A 16,794-nucleotide genomic window follows, 5' to 3' on the forward strand; every position below is an offset into this window, starting at 1 on the left:
TGGTGGCTTATTCCGCGGCAAGGCGCATCGGGTTCAACGGGTGTTCCGGCCAGGTCATGGGCGGCTTGTCGGTTTTGACCGGCTCCATGGTGATGCAATCGGGCACCGGACAAATGTGATAGCAAAGGTTGCAGCCAACACATTCCTCATCGACCACTTCAAACAGGCGGCCGCCTTCGGGCTTGTTGGTCATGGTGATCGCCTGATGTGAGGTATCCTCACATGCGATGTGGCAACGACCGCATTCGATGCAGTTATCGGGGTTGATCACGGCTTTGGTGTCAAAGTTCATGTTCAACTCGTTCCAGTTCGCCACCTGCGGCACGGCGGCACGGGTGAACTGTTCAACACTGGTGTAACCCTTGTCATCCATCCACTGGCTCATGCCGTCGATCAGATCATCAACCACGCGGAAACCATAGATCATGGCAGCGGTACAAACCTGAACCGCGTTGGAGCCCAGCGCCATGAATTCAACCGCATCTTTCCAGGTGGTGATGCCGCCGATACCGGAAATGTGAAGGTTCTTCGTTTCCGGCGTGCGGGCAATTTCGGCCACCATGTTCAGTGCAATCGGCTTGACCGCCGACCCGCAATACCCGCCATGCGTTCCCTTGCCATCGACCATCGGTTCTGGGACCATCTGATCGATATCGACCGAAATGATCGAGTTAACGGTGTTAATCAGTGATACCGCATCCGCCCCGCCCTTATAGGCGGCCTCGGCCGACCACAGGATATTGGTGATATTGGGTGTCAGCTTGGTAAAGACCGGGATATCGACCGCATCCTTGACCCAGCGTGTGACCTGTTCGACCATTTCCGGCACCTGCCCGATCGCCGAACCCATGCCGCGTTCGCACATGCCATGCGGGCAACCAAGGTTAAGTTCGATCCCATGCACGCCGCTTTCGGCGATCTGCTGGGCAAGGTCCTTCCAGGCGCGTTCTTCGATCGGGGCCATCATAGATCCGATAATGACGTGATCGGGATATTCCGCACGGCATTCACGGATTTCCTGAAGGTTCACCGACAACGGACGATCGGAAATCAGTTCGATATTGTTGATGCCAAGCAACCGACGGTTCTGGTCATGATGGGCACCATAGCGCGACGATACGTTGACCACGGGCGGATCAATGCCCAGCGTCTTCCAGACAACCCCGCCCCAGCCAGCTTCAAAGGCGCGAACGACGTTGTATTTTTTGTCGGTCGGCGGTGCAGATGCCAGCCAGAACGGGTTTAGCGAATCAATCCCGGCGATTTTGCAGCTTAGATCAGCCATTTTCTCTCTCCCTTTGACTGGCGGTTATGCGCTGGCGGATTTCAGGAATGCATCAATGGCAATGGCGGCCTGTTTGCCGTCCTCGACCGACTGAACCGTCAGGTCTTCGCCGCTTTTGATGCAGTCCCCACCGGCGAACACGCCCGGGGCTGTTGTCTGATAGTTTTCATCGACCACGATTTTGCCGCCGGCGATCTCCATTCCGGCAAGGTCATCGGTTTTGATTTTTTGTCCGATGGCTTTCAAAATCTGATCGGCGCGCACTTCGAAAGTTTCGCCGGTGCCAACCAGCTTGCCACTGGCATCAAGTTCGGTTTTTTCGAACTCCATGCCAATCAGCTTGCCATTGGCCTTGATCGCGACCGGCTTTGCCCAATAGCGGACAACCACACCATTGGTTTTCGCCAGATCCTGTTCGAATTCGGTGGCCGACATATTTTCGGCACCACGGCGATACACCAGGGTTACTTCATCTGCCCCAAGGCGCTTGGCCTGAACCGCGGCATCGATTGCGGTGTTACCGCCGCCAATGACAATCACCTTGTCACCAACCGGCATGTCGGTTTTCGGTTCGGTCTGACGAAGCTTTTCGATAAAGCTGATGGCGTCATCAATGCCCGGGAATTCTTCGCCCTTAAGGCCAAGATTGTTGGTCGATCCAAGACCGACACCGACAAACACGGCGTCATAGGAATCTTTCAGCGCCTCGATGCTGATATCGCGGCCAAGTGCCTTGTTGTATTCGATGCGAATACCACCGATGCCAAGCAGGAATTCAACTTCGCGCTGGGCAAAGTCATTGGTCATCTTATAGGCGGCCAAACCATATTCGTTCAGACCGCCCGGTTTTGCCTTGGCCTCAAACACCGTGACATTATGGCCCAGCATCGCCGCGCGATGCGCGCATGAAAGCCCCGCCGGACCGGCCCCGATTACGGCAATCGATTTGCCGGTTTCAGGCGCACGCTTGAACGGATGGGGCAGATCGCGCGCCATCAAATGATCAACGGCAAAACGTTGCAAACTTCCGATTTCAACAGCCGTGTCTTCGGCGACGTTACGTACGCAGGCCTCTTCGCACAGCACTTCGGTCGGACAGGCACGGGCACAGGTGCCGCCCATGATATTGGCTGACAAAATGGTCTTTGCCGCACCATCCGGGTTGCCGGTGCTGATTTTGCGGATGAAGGTCGGGATATCAATCGATGTCGGGCATGCGGTGACACAAGGCGCGTCATAGCAATAAAGACAGCGGTTGCTTTCTGCCATTGCCTGAAGGGTGGAATATGGCGGATGCAGATCGGAAAAACCGTCATCTGCGTCATTGTGGCCGATGCCGCCATGATGGGCACCGGATTTGGAAACTTGCTTGGCCTGCAAGGTGGTCATTGGTTTTGTCTCCCTGCCAAAAAGGCGTCCTCTCCTGATGTCGTCGAGAGACAAAACAAGAATGCAAAAACAGTCTGACCGTTATCGGCACGGTAATCCCGTATCGGGATTGAAGATGGAATTATGGCGTGCGCGGACGGGGCGGGCCCGACCAACTCTGGGTCTTTCTGTTCTGAACATTCTTGGCGTATCCGTTCAGCAAATGCTGAACTGTTTCCCAGTATCTAATCTGTCGTGCGGTTATGATTTCGGGGTTATCCCCGGTTGATTACACGTACAGATGCCTCTCTCTGACGGTTACAGCATGTCCAATCCTGATCATTTGGTCAAGATTAAAAATCCGAATTGTTATTCCTGCGTCAAAACGGCTGATTTCCCCACGGAAACCGCCATCTTCAACCAGCTGGCACTTGGATTTCTTGCTGCTCTCAAACATCCGCCATCACATTGATTTGGCGATATTTTACGCTGGCTTTAATCCGATGAACTAAAGTAACGTTATGTCATAAGCCCATTTCGGATCGCGCGTGATGACATCAAACGAAACTGCCACGGACACCCTTCCCGATCGTCAACCATCGGTTCGGGCCGTTGCCATGCCATCGGACACCAATCCGAGCGGCGATATCTTTGGCGGCTGGCTGATGTCGCAGATGGACCTGGCGGCCGGGACCGCGGCCGCACGCCGCGCCAAGGGCAGAACCGCCACGGTCTTTGTCGATACCATGTCGTTCCTGCGCCCGGTCCATGTCGGGGATGAAGTTTCATTCTTTACCGAAATCATCCATGAAGGCCGTACATCGCTTCGCATCAATGTCGAAGCCTGGCGCCAGACCCGGTTTGAAGAAACATCGGAAAAAGTCACCGAAGGCGTGTTTACCTTTGTCGCACTTGATGAAGACGGTCGGCCGCGCCCGATTGATCCGGAACCCGAAACACCAACCGCCTGAACCAGTCCGAACAATAAAAACGCCCGAAAACCATTGCTTGCGGGCGTTTTGTTTTTGGAATGTCGGGAACGCTATTCCATGACTTCCATATGTTCGTCCTCGGATGGCTTGGCCCGTTTTGGCCCCTGCATCAGCAACAGCAACGGCACCACCCCGATCACGATCCACATCATCGCCTGAAAATCATTGAGATAGGCAATCGTGCTGGCCTGTGCGGTGACAACCTTATTAAGCATCACCGCCCCGGTCTGTGTGTCCCAGTCCCAAAGATCGGGCAGCCACGGGCTTTGCAGGGCCATGCGGAACGGTGTCAGCTTTTCGGCCAGACTTGCATGCACCACCTGGGTATTCTGAGTCAGCATGGTGGTCATGACCGAAATGCCGATGCTTGATCCGATATTGCGCATCAGGCTGAACATCGCCGTGCCTTCGGTCCGGTAATGCGGGTTCAGGGTCGCAAAGGTAATCGTGCTGAGCGGCACGAAAATGAAGCCAAGCCCGATCCCCTGAATGATGCCGGTCCGGATAATCACGAACTCGCTGACATCGGTGGTAAATCCGATCATCTCATATAGTGACAAGGCCGTCATAAACAGACCAAACAGGATCAGAAGCCGGGTATCAATCCGCCCGACCAGTCGCCCGACCATCATCATGGCAATCATGGTGCCCACCCCGCGCGGCGCCAGCAACATGCCCGCGGTTACCACCGGATATCCCATCAGGTTTTGCAAAAATGGCGGCAACAATGCCAAAGTCGCCAGCAACACCACGCCAACCACAAAGATGAAAAACAGCCCGACGACAAAGTTCCGGTCAGCAAACAGACCCGGTTCAAGGAACGGGTTCTTTGCGGTGAACATATGGACGATGAACATATAAAGGCACACCGCCGCCAGCGCCGTTTCAATGATGATTTCCCACGATGAAAACCAGTTCTGGCTTTCGCCGCGATCCAGCATCATCTGAAGCGCACCGATCGACAGGCTCAGCAATGCAAAGCCGAACCAGTCGAATGACAAACCGGGTCTTTTATCGGTTTCGGGCACAAAGGCCATGATGCCAAACAGCGCCATCAACCCGATGGGAAGGTTGATGTAAAACACCCAGCGCCAGTTATAAAATTCGGTCAGATAGCCGCCCAGCGTCGGACCCAAAATCGGCCCCAACATCACCCCCATCCCCCACATCGCCATGGCCGAGCCATGCTTTTCCTTGGGGTAGGTATCCAGCAACACCGCCTGTGACAGCGGCACAAGCCCCGCCCCAAACGCGCCCTGCAACAGACGGAACGCCACCATTTCTTCAAGCGACACCGCCGCCCCGCATAGCATGGAGGCAATGGTAAAGCCGGTAACAGAGACCAGAAACAGCTTCTTGCGGCCAAAGCGCGCGGCCAGAAAACCGGTCGGCGGCGTCATGATCGCAGCCGCCACAATATAGGATGTCAGTACCCAGGAAATCTGATCCTGGGTCGCGGCCATGCTGCCCTGCATATGGGGCAAGGCAACGTTGGCAATGGTGGTGTCGAGTGCCTGCATGATGGTTGCAAGCATGATCGAAACGGTGGTCAGACCGCGTTCAAGCGGCGTTGTCTCGCTGGCCGCCGTGGCGGCAGCACTCATTGTGCGGCCCCGGGCATCGTATGACCGGTTCCGGTTCCGGTTTCAGTTCCGGCTTCGGCCTGATTGATGCCAATCCATGACATCATGGTGGCGGCAAATGCCGGGACTTCGCGCTGGTGATGGGTGTCAATCTCGACTTCGGTGCTCATGCCGGCGCGCAGCGGCGGCAAATCATCATCACGATTGATTGCGATGCGCACCGGAACGCGCTGCACCACCTTGACCCAGTTGCCGGTCGCATTCTGCGCCGGGATCACGGAAAATTCCGCCCCGGTCGCCGGTGCTACGGAATGCACAACCCCGTGCCAGACATGATCGGGATAGGCATCCACCTTGATGTCGGCTTCCTGCCCGGGTTCAAGATGGGTCAGTTCGACTTCCTTGAAATTGGCGTCAATCCATTGAACGTCGCTTGAAACCAGACTTGCCATCGCCGAACCGGCTTTGACATAGGCGCCTTCTTCGGGCTTGTTGCTCAGCACACCATTAAACGGTGCAATGATTTCGGTGTGTTTCAGATCAAGCTCGGCACGGGCCAGATCAAATTTCGCCTGCTGATATTGCGGCAGATCTTCAATCGGGGTATCGGCATCCCCGCCCAGCTTTGACAGGGTGGTTTTCATCGCCCGCTGATTAAGGACAATGCGTTGCTTGGCGGCCAGAAGGTTGTTCTGGGCTTCGTCAAGGGCTGCTTGTGATGCCACATTGCTTTTGCGCAGCGCCTGCTGCCGATCAAATTTCTTCTGGGCGTAATCGAGATTGATCTTGGCCAGTTCAAGGCTGCCTGCCAGTTCGTCATAGCTGTGGCGCAGGGCGTCGACTTCCTGTTTGATCGCATTCAGATTGGCATGGGCGCGTTCAACCGCGATCTGATAGGGGCGCGGATCAATGCGAAACAGCACGTCGCCCTTGTGGACCTGCTGGTTTTCATCGACCAGAATTTCACTGACCGGTCCGTCAATTTCCGGGGCGATGGCCACCATGTCGGCATGGACATAGGCATTCTCGGTGCTGACAAACCGCCCGCCGGTATAATACCAGTAAGCCCCACCCACCACCACGGCAAGCGGCCCGGCCAGCAACAGCACCGGACGCAACCAGCGTTTTCTTGGTTTTGACACAGGATTTTCGTTCGCCGCCGACGGGGCAGCATTCTGATTTTGATCTGACATGATTTTCGGGGCCTTGATTTATGCGGTCTTTGAGCCGGCTGGCTTTGGGTCGGTTGGCGCGTCGGTGTCGGTATGCTTGCTGCCCTGTTCGACAGCGGTCAGGTTGTCATGCATCCGGCCCAGAACAGAAATCAGCATCTGCTGCATATCCGGGGTGATCCCGGTCATGGCATCTTCGCGCGCCGCAGCCGCAACCACATAAATGCGATCAAGCAGCGGTTTGGCCGCATCGGTCACATAAAGCTGAAAGGCGCGCCGGTCATCGGGATCGGGCCGGCGTTCGACCAGCCCTTCCTCGACAAGCTTGTCAATCAGGCGTGCGGCTGTAATCGGCTGGATTTCAAGCATTTCCGCCAAGGCAACCTGACGCATGCCTTCGCCACGCGCGACATAGACAAGCGCCTGCATCTGGGCCTGGGTCAGGCCGAACTCGTCCGCGTGACGCATGAAATTGCGCCGCATCAGACGGGTCACGTCCTTCATCAAAAAGCCGATATTCTGTTTGGGATCTGTGAATTTTGGCATCTGCCAACTCTGTCAAAGTCGCATGGTTGATATATAATAAGCAATATATACTATATCACCTTGATGACTTCAAGTCAGTTGCTATCATCCCCGCCCTGCGGCAATGACATGGCTGCTGATCATCACGGGTCTCTATGCAAGCAGGGGCAAATATGCGATTTTAATCGGCACAGGCAGCAGGCTGTGATAGAAGCCGCGCCAGAGAGATTTCCCGCAGACGACCAAATAGAAAAGACCCGCAAGTGATGAGTGATCAATCGCGCCGTTCCGAATTGCTGATGCCAGCAGGTTCGCTCGAAAAACTGAAAGTGGCTGTGCTCTATGGTGCAGACGCCGTTTACATGGGCACACCCGATCTGTCATTGCGGGTCAAAAGCCAGATGTCGCTTGAAGACGTGGTCGAAGGCATTGAATTTGCCCACAGCCACGGTGTTCGCGTCTATCTGACGCTGAACCTGTTTTCGCATAACAAGGATATCGACAAACTTCCGGAATATGTCGACACCGTGCGCAAATGCATGCCCGATGGCCTGATCGTGGCCGATCCGGGTGTGTTCATGTTTGTGCGCGAACATGCTCCGGAACTTGATTTGCATGTATCGACCCAGGCCAATGTCTGTTCCTGGCAGTCGGTCAAATTCTGGCAAAGCATCGGCGCCAAGCTTGTGGTGCTGGGCCGCGAGGTTTCCTATGCCGAACTGACCGAAATTCGCGAAAAATGCCCCGATATCAAGATCGAGGCATTTGTGCACGGGTCGATGTGCATGACCTATTCCGGTCGTTGCCTTCTGTCGAACTTCATGGCCGAACGCGGTGCCAACCAGGGGGCGTGTGCAAACTCGTGCCGCTGGAAATACAAAGTCCACATGAAGCTTAAGGACGGTACGGTCAAGGAACTCAAACTGACCGAAGAAAACCTTGAGATGTTTGACTTCTTCCTTGAAGAAGACATGCGTCCGGGCGAACTGATGGAAATTCAGGAAGACGAACGCGGGTCCTATATCCTCAATTCGCGTGATCTTTGCATCATGCCGAAGCTTGAAGACTATTTGAAAATCGGTGTCGACAGCCTCAAGGTCGAAGGCCGTGGCAAAAGCCCCTATTACGCCGGTCTGGTTGCCCGTGCGTACCGCATGGCAATTGATGACTGGTATGAAGACCCGGAAAACTGGTCTGCCGAAGAATATATGAAGGAACTGGCGACTATTCCGAACCGGGGCTATACCCTTGCGTTCCATGATGGCCGTCTGACCAATTATGCGCACGGCTATGACAGCAACACCAACGTGTCTGACTGGGAATTTGCCGGAATGATCGAGGAAGTCGAAGACGACGCCTTTATCATGTCGGTTAAAAACCGCATGTTGCCCGGTGACGTGATTGAAATCGTCCCGCCGCGGTCACGCCAGACCATTTTCATCCGCATGTATGAATTCATCGACGCCAAAACCGGCAAGGTCGGCGAAGCGGTTCATGCCAACACCCATCCGCGCATCCGTCTTCCGTTCAGCCTGTTTGAACAGGAAGACCCGGAATTCCTGCGTCGTGAAGTGCTTCCGATGACCATCGTGCGCAAGGAAAAGGCCCTGTCTGAGGATGAATGGCAACGCCTGAAACTTGATCAGGAAGGCCACAAGATCGAGATGGGCAAAGGCAACGAAGACCGCTATGACGCCAAACGCGAAGCGCTTCAGACCGCCCTTGATGACCGCCAGAAAGAACGTTCGTTCCGCACCCCGCGCGTTGGCACCAAGGGGTGCTGTGGCCGAGGATGTAACGGTTGCCTGATCTTCTGGCACGACCCGACCTATGCCAAGGCGCGTGAAATCCTTGCCAAACGCAAACAGGGCGAGATGCTGGAAAAAGACGGCAAGACGATTGCTGCTGAATAAGCAGCCCTGATATCCAAACATGAAAAACGGCAGTCCCATCGGGCTGCCGTTTTTGTTTGATTATTTGATCGCCTTTTCGGCCTGCTGTTCAAGCTTGTCGATGCGTTTAAGCCCGAACCATCCAAGCCCGAGGAACACAATCAGCAAGATCGGACTTAACAGCGTCAGATTGCGTTCAAGCAGTTCCGACATCCCTTCGCCCAGCACATAACCCAGAGCAAAATAGATCCCGATCCAGATCAGGATCGATGCGATGCTAAGCGGCAGGAACCGCATGAATGACATCGAACTCATGCCGACCGGAAATACGCTGATCGATCGGATGGTGTTGGGATACCGACACAAAAGGATATAGGCGACACCATAATGTTCGAACAGGCGCAATGTCTTGCCCATCCATTTCGAAAGGGCGTCGGGCATTTTGCGGACAATCACATCGCCATATTTGCGCCCCAGCCAGAACCGCAAAAGATCACCGGCCACAGACCCGGAAATCATCGCGATCATGGATGGCCCCAAAAGCAGGCTTTCAGACACCACAAACACACCGACAAAAACCGGCAGAATGCTGGCCTTGCTCACGCAATAGGTAAAGATCAGGCTATAGACCAGCTGCTGGTGATCCTGAATCCACAGATTGATTGTCTCGAACACGGCTTTCCCGCCTGAATGATGAAGATTGGAAGCCTTCTAGGTCAATCGGCTTCAAGAGGCGAGTGTGCCGGTTCACAGTATATCTTTAGGCCAGTTCAAACCGGATCGGTTGCGCCCCTTCCCAAAGCGTCATCTTGCCGAGCTTTTCAAGGTCTTCAAGATTGCTGGTCACGGTGATGAAATGGTTACCGGCAAGCTGACCAACCTTTGAGGCGAAATGAACCCCGCCATAGGCCAGCAGGATTTCGGTTTCGCTGATGCCGCCGGGATACAGGATGATCTGGCCCGGTGCCGGGAAGCTGGTGTGGTTTTCATAGCCAACACCAAACTGGTAATCGCCAAGCGGCATCCAGACGCCCTCGCCGCTCCAGCGCACATGGACGGCTTTGCTTTCGAACGGCATGCGTTCAAGAAACGCCTTGCAGGTTTCAGGGGCCTTGGCGGTTTCAAGCACACCGTCAAAGGTAAACGGGCCAGCGGTGATTTTAATCTTGGTCATGTTTGGTCCTACGCAATCAATAATATCCAGCCCAGCGCCATCCCCAGACTGATCAGGGTGACGGGCACGCCGATGCGGGCGTAATCGGCAAAGGAAATCACCGTGCCGGCCTTGGCAGCCTGTTCAACAGCAATGATATTGGCAACCGAGCCGACAATCAGAAAATTACCCGACAATGTGCTGAAAACCGCCAGGGCATGCAACATGCTTTGCGACCAGTCAGGCCCAAGGGAAAGCAACATCATCACCAGCGGCACATTGCCGATGGTATTGGATCCCGCCAGCGACACGCCAAGCAGGACGGCGGGTTGATCAACCCGAAGACCAATCAGCAGATCGCGAAAGAAACCGGCAATCACGTCATCGCCCGACATCGCGCCGGTGACAATGAACAGGCCGCAAAACAGCGCCAGCAAATGCCAGTCGACACGCCCCAAAACCTGATCGGTGCCCAGCTTGCGACTGAGCAACAGCATCGCAACAATCAGCAAACACCAAAGTGCGCGTTCTTCGACAAAGACAAAGATCAGGATCACCGCAATCGTTGCCACCACCGCCTTGGTCAGCATGGCACGATCCAGGGTAATTTTTTGATCCGCATCGATACGAGGCCCGGGATTGGCAAAGCGCAACAGGTCGCGCGTGGCCGGCCCGTAAACCAGCACCAGATAAACCACCACAAGCCCGATCAGCGCCGGCACCCCGCAGGCCAGCAGAAAGGCCATGAAATCAAGCTGGCCGAATTCGGCAATCATCAGGTTTTGCGGATTGCCGATCAGGGTCGCGGCCGATCCGGCATTGGCCGCACAGGCAACCGCAATCACAAACGGTTTGGGATCAAGACCGCGTGCCACCACCCCGGCAATCAGAATCGGTGTGACCGCCCAGACCACCACATCATTGGTCATCACGGCTGACAGGCCGCCACATACCATGATCACACCGGCAAGCAACCCGCGCGGCGTCAGATCAAGATGAATGATGCGATCCCCGATCCAGTCAAAAAAGCCGCTGGCGGCATATTGCGATGACAACACCATCAGGGTCAGCAAAACCGACAGGGTGGCAAAATCCACCGCGGCAAGGGCCTGATCACCATCAATCGCCCCGGCCAGCAACAGGATCAGCGCCCCGATCACGGCAATGCCGGTACGATTGATCGCAAGTCCCGGCCAGCGCCCCAGCGCCATGCCGAAATAGACTCCCCCGAATACAGCAATAATCAACCAGTCCACACCAGGCCGTCCTGTTCAAATTGATGCGCGACGCGTGCGCAATTCAAAGCGATATGTATCGTCAAACCGGTCCCGGGACACGATCAATCGGGTGACAGGATATGCACAAATTGCAATGCCCCATACCAAAATGCGTTAACTCATACCCCGGCCTGGTAAAAACACGGCCTTTTGAGCCATTTTTTGCGTTGCGGCATATGTTCTTCGACGATCCTGCGATTGTTTCAGGACAAAAGGGATGAAAATTTCACTTGCGCCGGGAAAGCAACAGGCGTAAATCCCGCCTTGCCCAAAGTCGCACGTGCCTGTGGTGGTCCTGCTTACTGGAACCCGTAGGACTTACTTAAAGCAACGACGGTGTAGGGCTTTTTTGGTCTCAGGTGGCGTCCAAATCCACCGACACTAAAGAGGCACACCATCATTGCCCACGTGCGGAACGGGAAATCCCATTCCATAGCGAGGCAGACTTAACTTCGCAGTTCCGGTTGGCCCCGGAGCTTATCAGCACGCAGGTAGTCCGCGTCACGCGCCTCCACCGCGCTCATACGCATCAGGTACATGCACGCTGCCATATTCGTGGAATGGGAGAACGCCCCAATGGCAACTCAGCGTATTATTGATTTTCTCGCACAGAACCGACCGGAAGGCCCGTGCCTTGTTGTGGATCTTGATGTTGTTCAGCGCAACTACGAGACCTTTACCCGTGCGCTTCCTGACTCCCGCATTTTCTATGCGGTCAAAGCAAACCCGGCCCCGGAAGTTCTGAGCCTGCTTGCCGATCTTGGCAGCAACTTCGACACCGCATCCGTGCCCGAAATCGAAATGGCGATGGCCGCTGGTGCCACCCCGGACCGTATTTCGTTTGGCAACACCATCAAAAAAGAACGCGACATTGCGCGCGCTTATGAAATGGGTGTTCGCCTGTTCGCCGTTGATTGCGTCGAAGAAGTCGAAAAAATTGCCCGTGTTGCACCGGCATCGCGTGTGTTCTGCCGCATCCTGACCGATGGCGTTGGCGCAGAATGGCCGCTGTCGCGCAAATTCGGTTGCGCGCCTTCGATGGCGCTCGAAGTTCTTGAACATGCTCATCACATGGGTCTGGATGCCTATGGCGTGTCGTTCCATGTCGGGTCGCAGCAGTGCAACCTTGACGCCTGGAACACCGCATTGGCAGAAGCATCTTCGATCTTCCGTACCCTGGCTGACAAAGGCATCGTTCTGCGCATGGTCAATATGGGTGGGGGTTTCCCGACCCGTTACCTGCGTGACGTTCCGGCGACCGAAGCTTATGGCTCGGCGATCATTGACGCGCTTCACACCCACTTTGGCAATCACATGCCCGAAACCATTATCGAACCGGGCCGTGGCATGGTTGGTGATGCGGGCGTGATCAAAGCCGAGGTTGTGCTGATTTCGCGCAAACACGAAGATGATCCGGTGCGCTGGGTTTACCTTGATATCGGTAAATTCGGTGGCCTTGCCGAAACCATGGACGAAGCAATCCGTTACCCGATCACGACCATTCATGACGGTGGCGATGTTGCTCCCTGCGTTTTGGCCGGTCCGACCTGTGACTCTGCCGACGTGCTTTACGAGAAAAAACCTTATGACCTTCCGGTCGCACTGACCATCGGTGACGAGGTTCTGATCGAAGCAACCGGCGCCTATACCACCACTTATGCATCTGTGGCGTTTAACGGCTTCTCGCCGCTGACCGCCTATATCATCTGACCCTATTCGGGAAAGACAGATCAGTGATCACGATTGATCGCGAAGGCCGCTTTGACCACGTCGAACGTGAAAAGCTGCTTGATCGCGTCATGGGTCCGGCGCGGTTTCAGAAATCGTCTGAAATCCTGCGCCGTGATCGGCTTCCGGCGGACGGTCTTGCGTTTGTCGCCCACGACGGCAAACAACTGATCGGCACTGTCCGGTTGTGGAATGTCAATGCGGGCAACGGCGGTAGCGCGCTGTTGCTGGGTCCGCTTGCGGTCGAAAAGATCTATAGCGGATCGGGCGTTGGTGCCGGTCTGGTTTATGCAGCCCTTAACGCTGCGCAATCGGCCGGTCACCGTTCGGTTCTTCTGGTCGGAGACCCGGACTATTACGCGCGCTTTGGCTTCCAGGCAGCCCCCGCCAACGGGCTTTTGATGCCCGGCCATTTTGATCGACACCGGTTCCAGGCGATCAATCTTGGCAATGAAGACGTCCTGAGCGGCACGCACGGCATGCTTTATGCCACAGGCCAGCGTACCCACTAAGGCAAGCCAGAATAAAACTTCAAAATCCCGCGGCAAATGCTGCGGGATTTTTTTGTGCCTGTTCACTTGCAAACTACTGAAAAACAAAACAGTCTTGTCTTAAATCTACTGACAATTCATAGTGGACGTTCTGGTTGCACAGAGAAGATTTTTGCAATTGCATTGCAAGTTGAGACCCCACACACGACCTGTAATGCGTTGATCCTAAGCCGAACTGATGCTTTCGCTTTTGAAACACGAATGACCCGGGATGACTTTATGCTTGAAGGTTTGAAACAGGCACTCCTCCGTCGCAGCAGCATGCCCGTCACCCTTGCTGCAGCGGCAATCACCCTTCTGGTTCTCGGATTCAACTATTATGTGCATTTCCCGCTAAGTGAAAATGCCGAGCAGCGCGAACTGCGATCATTGACAAATCTCCTTGATGGCTATGCCAGTCAGGTCGAAGAACAAATGATCGGGGTGGAAACCACCCTGACCGCGCTTGGCAGCATCATTTATGACGAACGGTACTCGGCACGCGAAAAGCATCTTCTGCTCAAGCAGGCCGCCGACGCACTCGATATTGTCCGCGTGTTCGGTGTGACCGACATAAATGGCCGCATCATCCATTCATCGCGCAGTTTCCCGGCACCCGATGTCGATTTATCCGGGCGTGATTACGTCAAATATTTCCTTGATGGCGGTGATGCACCGCGGTTCCTGTCAGGGCCGGTCAAGAACCTTGTTGATGGCCGTTGGCAACTTTCATTCGCGCGGGCTATCCGCAACCCATACGGCCAATTGGTCGGTGTGATTTCGACTGTGATCGATCCGGGTACGATGATTGACCGCATTGCCAAATCAACAATCCCGGTCGATTATGTCACCCTGCTGGACCGCAATTTCAATCTGGTTGCACGCAAACCGGCAAAGGACGAGATGATCTCGAAATCGATGGCCGATGCCGAGATTTATACCGATGTTGCCAACTCGTCCGAGCGGGTCGTTGCCAATGTCTATTCCAATGTCTTTACCGGTCAGGCCCGGTTTGGTGTTGCCGAGCGGGTCTTTCACGACACATTGGTGATTTCCACGTCGCGTCCCTATGACTATGCGATGCAATACTGGAACGTATTTTCGACCGGTATCACCATTGCATCGGTGATTTTGCTGGTGTTCATGATCGGCATTCTTTGGACGATCAACCTGCGGGCACTGGCCACACAGCGCTATAACAAGAAGCTGCAAACCATTAACAGCGAACTTGAAATCGCGCGTAATGACGCCGAAAAACTGGCACGGATCAAGGATGACTTCCTGGCCAATATGAGCCACGAAATCCGAACCCCGATGAATGCGATTTTCGGGCTGACGCAGCTTTTGAAACGCACCCCGCTTGAACAGCAACAAAGTGAATATGTTCGCCAGATCGGGCTTTCGGGCAAATTCCTGTTGGGGGTGATTGACGAAATCCTGACATTCTCGAAGATCGAGGCCAATGAACTTGTTCTGGATCAGGAACCCTTTGTCCTGCCCGATGTGATCGACAATGTCGGGTCGATCATGTCGATGTCGGTCAATGACAAGGCCATCGAAGCGGTGATTGATGTCGCCCCCGATGTGCCACGTTCGATCATCGGGGATTCCCAGCGCCTGCAACAAATTCTGGTCAATCTGATCAGCAATGCGATCAAATTCACCGATGCCGGAACCGTGCGCCTTGATGTTCACAAGGAACATGCACCCGAACCGATCCTGTGTTTCCAGGTCACGGATACCGGAATCGGCATTCCCGAAAATCAGCAAGCCACGATATTCAACCCGTTCACCCAAGCCGATGCGTCAACAACACGCAAATATGGCGGAACCGGGCTTGGACTTGCGATTTCCAACCGGCTGGCAACTGCGATGGGGGGTGAAATTACCCTGCGCAGCAGCCCGGGACGCGGATCGACCTTCACGTTGAAAATACCGCTGCGGGTAGGTCCCAATGACATTGCACCGCCACTTTATTTCGAAAAAGTCGACAATCTGCGAGTTCTGATCGTCGATGATCAGGAACCAACCCGCGAAGCGCTTCAGACCATTGCCCATTCGCTTTATGTCAAGGCCGACACCGCACCGGACGGACAAACAGCGATTGAAATGCTGCTTAATGCCAAAGTGCCCTATGACATCCTGATGATTGACTGGCAGATGCCCGGGCTGAATGGCCTTGAGACCATTGAACGCATTCCGGCCGACAAGCTTGAAAAAATGCCGGCAATCATCATGGTCACGGCCTATGAGCGCGATCTTTTGTCGCAAACTAAAAATGCCGAAAAATACGAATTGCTGACCAAGCCGGTAACCGGATCATCATTCATGGATGCGATTACATCCGTCAGCGATGCCAGTGCGGCAATCCGTCCGGGCTGTGCCCCGGCCTATAAGATCACCGACAATGCCCTGGCCGGACTTAATATTCTGGTGGCCGAGGACAATATTGTGAACCAGCAGGTGGCAAAGGATTTGCTGACCTCGTTGGGCGCCAAGGTCCATATTGCGGATAATGGCATCAAGGCCGTTGCGGCAGTCGAAAAACATTCATTTGATATCGTCCTGATGGATGTGCAGATGCCCGAAATGACCGGGCTTGAGGCAACGGAACGCCTGCGCTCATCCTATCCCGATCTTGATTTGCCGATCATCGCACTGACGGCTGGCGTTCTGGAAAATGAACAGCATAAATGCCGCGAAGCGGGCATGAATGACTTTGTCGGCAAGCCTTTTGATTTCGAACTGATTGTGTCCAAAATCCTGAAACATGTGCGGGTCGGCTCAAAATCAAACAGAAGCAACCCAGCCCCGAAACCGGCTGACGAAACGGTGCAGTCAGCCGACAGCAGTCCCGCCGATGCCCCTGCCATTCCGGCTCAACAGGCGACGGGATCGGCATGGGATGACTTCCCGCTGCATGAGGAAAAGCTTGCAATCGAACTGACAGCAGGAAGTGTCGATCTGTATCATCGCCTGTGCAAACTCTATGACCCGCAAGCACGCGACTGCCAGACGCAGATCCATCAGGCGATCAAGGATAACGAAACCAAAACCCTGAGCGAGCAGCTTCATATCATGAAGGGGTCATCGTCGCAGGTCGCAGCAACCCGGATTTCAAAAATGTCGGCCGAAATGGAACGACTGACCCATAACGGAGAGATCGAAAAGGTTGCGGCAATGCTGGACGAATTTGACCGTGTTCTGGACGAGACGCTGGCGATCCTTGCTACCAAGGGCGACGAAACATCCAACTAGGATAATCGCCGCCCCGGGGAATACAGGGAAT

The 16,794-nt window shown here is 54.7% G+C and carries 13 protein-coding genes; 5 read left to right on the forward strand and 8 right to left on the reverse strand.

Features of this window, described 5'->3' with window-relative positions; translation table 11 throughout:
- Positions 1-7: 7 nt before the first annotated feature.
- Together preA and WA429_RS04895 are read right to left on the reverse strand one after the other, a co-directional pair.
- Positions 8-1,285 carry an NAD-dependent dihydropyrimidine dehydrogenase subunit PreA gene (gene preA, locus WA429_RS04890; RefSeq protein ID WP_068517967.1) on the reverse strand — a complete coding sequence of 426 codons (1,278 nt, stop codon included), beginning with the start codon at positions 1,283-1,285 and terminating at the stop codon, positions 8-10.
- Between the two features lie 24 nt (positions 1,286-1,309).
- On the reverse strand, positions 1,310-2,674 hold the full coding sequence (locus tag WA429_RS04895) for an NAD(P)-dependent oxidoreductase (RefSeq protein WP_287465844.1): 1,365 nt from the start codon (positions 2,672-2,674) through the stop codon (positions 1,310-1,312).
- A 530-nt stretch (positions 2,675-3,204) separates the two neighbouring features.
- On the opposite strand from WA429_RS04895, the gene WA429_RS04900 reads away from it, so the two are divergent.
- Complete coding sequence (locus tag WA429_RS04900) at positions 3,205-3,624, forward strand: acyl-CoA thioesterase (protein ID WP_287465843.1); 420 nt, start codon at positions 3,205-3,207, stop codon at positions 3,622-3,624.
- A gap of 71 nt (positions 3,625-3,695) precedes the next feature.
- Here WA429_RS04900 and WA429_RS04905 read toward each other — a convergent pair whose 3' ends face one another.
- From WA429_RS04905 to WA429_RS04915, 3 genes are all read right to left on the reverse strand, one after another.
- Positions 3,696-5,249: a DHA2 family efflux MFS transporter permease subunit gene (locus tag WA429_RS04905; protein ID WP_287465841.1), complete on the reverse strand. Its 1,554-nt coding sequence runs from the start codon at positions 5,247-5,249 to the stop codon at positions 3,696-3,698.
- Complete coding sequence (locus WA429_RS04910; RefSeq protein WP_286884618.1) at positions 5,246-6,370, reverse strand: HlyD family secretion protein; 1,125 nt, start codon at positions 6,368-6,370, stop codon at positions 5,246-5,248. The genes WA429_RS04905 and WA429_RS04910 overlap by 4 nt, the downstream gene beginning before the upstream one ends.
- A 69-nt stretch (positions 6,371-6,439) precedes the next feature.
- On the reverse strand, positions 6,440-6,946 hold the full coding sequence (locus tag WA429_RS04915; protein WP_228194136.1) for a MarR family winged helix-turn-helix transcriptional regulator: 507 nt from the start codon (positions 6,944-6,946) through the stop codon (positions 6,440-6,442).
- A 245-nt stretch (positions 6,947-7,191) separates the two neighbouring features.
- On the opposite strand from WA429_RS04915, the gene WA429_RS04920 reads away from it, so the two are divergent.
- A complete protein-coding gene (locus tag WA429_RS04920; RefSeq protein WP_068517961.1) occupies positions 7,192-8,838 on the forward strand; it encodes a U32 family peptidase C-terminal domain-containing protein in 1,647 nt (548 codons plus the stop codon).
- Between the two features lie 60 nt (positions 8,839-8,898).
- On the opposite strand, the gene WA429_RS04925 is transcribed toward WA429_RS04920, so the two are convergent.
- The 3 genes from WA429_RS04925 to WA429_RS04935 form a co-directional block, all read right to left on the reverse strand.
- A complete protein-coding gene (locus WA429_RS04925) occupies positions 8,899-9,492 on the reverse strand; it encodes a DedA family protein (RefSeq protein ID WP_287465837.1) in 594 nt (197 codons plus the stop codon).
- Positions 9,493-9,577: 85 nt separating this feature from the next.
- Positions 9,578-9,991 (reverse strand): DUF3830 family protein, encoded by a 414-nt coding sequence (locus WA429_RS04930; protein WP_250284250.1) that lies wholly within the window; start codon positions 9,989-9,991, stop codon positions 9,578-9,580.
- A gap of 8 nt (positions 9,992-9,999) precedes the next feature.
- Positions 10,000-11,226: an SLC13 family permease gene (locus tag WA429_RS04935; RefSeq protein ID WP_287465835.1), complete on the reverse strand. Its 1,227-nt coding sequence runs from the start codon at positions 11,224-11,226 to the stop codon at positions 10,000-10,002.
- Positions 11,227-11,823: 597 nt separating this feature from the next.
- On the opposite strand from WA429_RS04935, the gene WA429_RS04940 reads away from it, so the two are divergent.
- The 3 genes from WA429_RS04940 (at position 11,824) to WA429_RS04950 (ending at position 16,763) form a co-directional block, all read left to right on the forward strand.
- A complete protein-coding gene (locus WA429_RS04940) occupies positions 11,824-12,957 on the forward strand; it encodes a type III PLP-dependent enzyme (protein WP_068517957.1) in 1,134 nt (377 codons plus the stop codon).
- A gap of 23 nt (positions 12,958-12,980) precedes the next feature.
- Positions 12,981-13,487, forward strand: coding sequence for a GNAT family N-acetyltransferase (locus tag WA429_RS04945; RefSeq protein ID WP_082817733.1), 507 nt, complete (start codon positions 12,981-12,983; stop codon positions 13,485-13,487).
- Positions 13,488-13,745: 258 nt separating this feature from the next.
- On the forward strand, positions 13,746-16,763 hold the full coding sequence (locus WA429_RS04950; RefSeq protein ID WP_287465834.1) for a response regulator: 3,018 nt from the start codon (positions 13,746-13,748) through the stop codon (positions 16,761-16,763).
- The last annotated feature ends 31 nt before the right edge of the window (positions 16,764-16,794 follow it).

The organism is Thalassospira sp. CH_XMU1420-2, assembly GCF_037029325.1.
Taxonomy (GTDB): Bacteria; Pseudomonadota; Alphaproteobacteria; order Rhodospirillales; family Thalassospiraceae; genus Thalassospira; species Thalassospira povalilytica.

Excerpts from the sequence above, each read along its gene's own strand:
- preA (WP_068517967.1), bottom strand. The coding sequence starts at position 1,285 with ATGGCTGATCTAAGCTGCAAAATCGCCGGGATTGATTCGCTAAACCCG.
- WA429_RS04895 (WP_287465844.1), bottom strand. The coding sequence starts at position 2,674 with ATGACCACCTTGCAGGCCAAGCAAGTTTCCAAATCCGGTGCCCATCAT.
- WA429_RS04900 (WP_287465843.1), top strand. The coding sequence starts at position 3,205 with ATGACATCAAACGAAACTGCCACGGACACCCTTCCCGATCGTCAACCA.
- WA429_RS04905 (WP_287465841.1), bottom strand. The coding sequence starts at position 5,249 with ATGAGTGCTGCCGCCACGGCGGCCAGCGAGACAACGCCGCTTGAACGC.
- WA429_RS04915 (WP_228194136.1), bottom strand. The coding sequence starts at position 6,946 with ATGCCAAAATTCACAGATCCCAAACAGAATATCGGCTTTTTGATGAAG.
- WA429_RS04920 (WP_068517961.1), top strand. The coding sequence starts at position 7,192 with ATGAGTGATCAATCGCGCCGTTCCGAATTGCTGATGCCAGCAGGTTCG.
- WA429_RS04930 (WP_250284250.1), bottom strand. The coding sequence starts at position 9,991 with ATGACCAAGATTAAAATCACCGCTGGCCCGTTTACCTTTGACGGTGTG.
- WA429_RS04940 (WP_068517957.1), top strand. The coding sequence starts at position 11,824 with ATGGCAACTCAGCGTATTATTGATTTTCTCGCACAGAACCGACCGGAA.
- WA429_RS04950 (WP_287465834.1), top strand. The coding sequence starts at position 13,746 with ATGCTTGAAGGTTTGAAACAGGCACTCCTCCGTCGCAGCAGCATGCCC.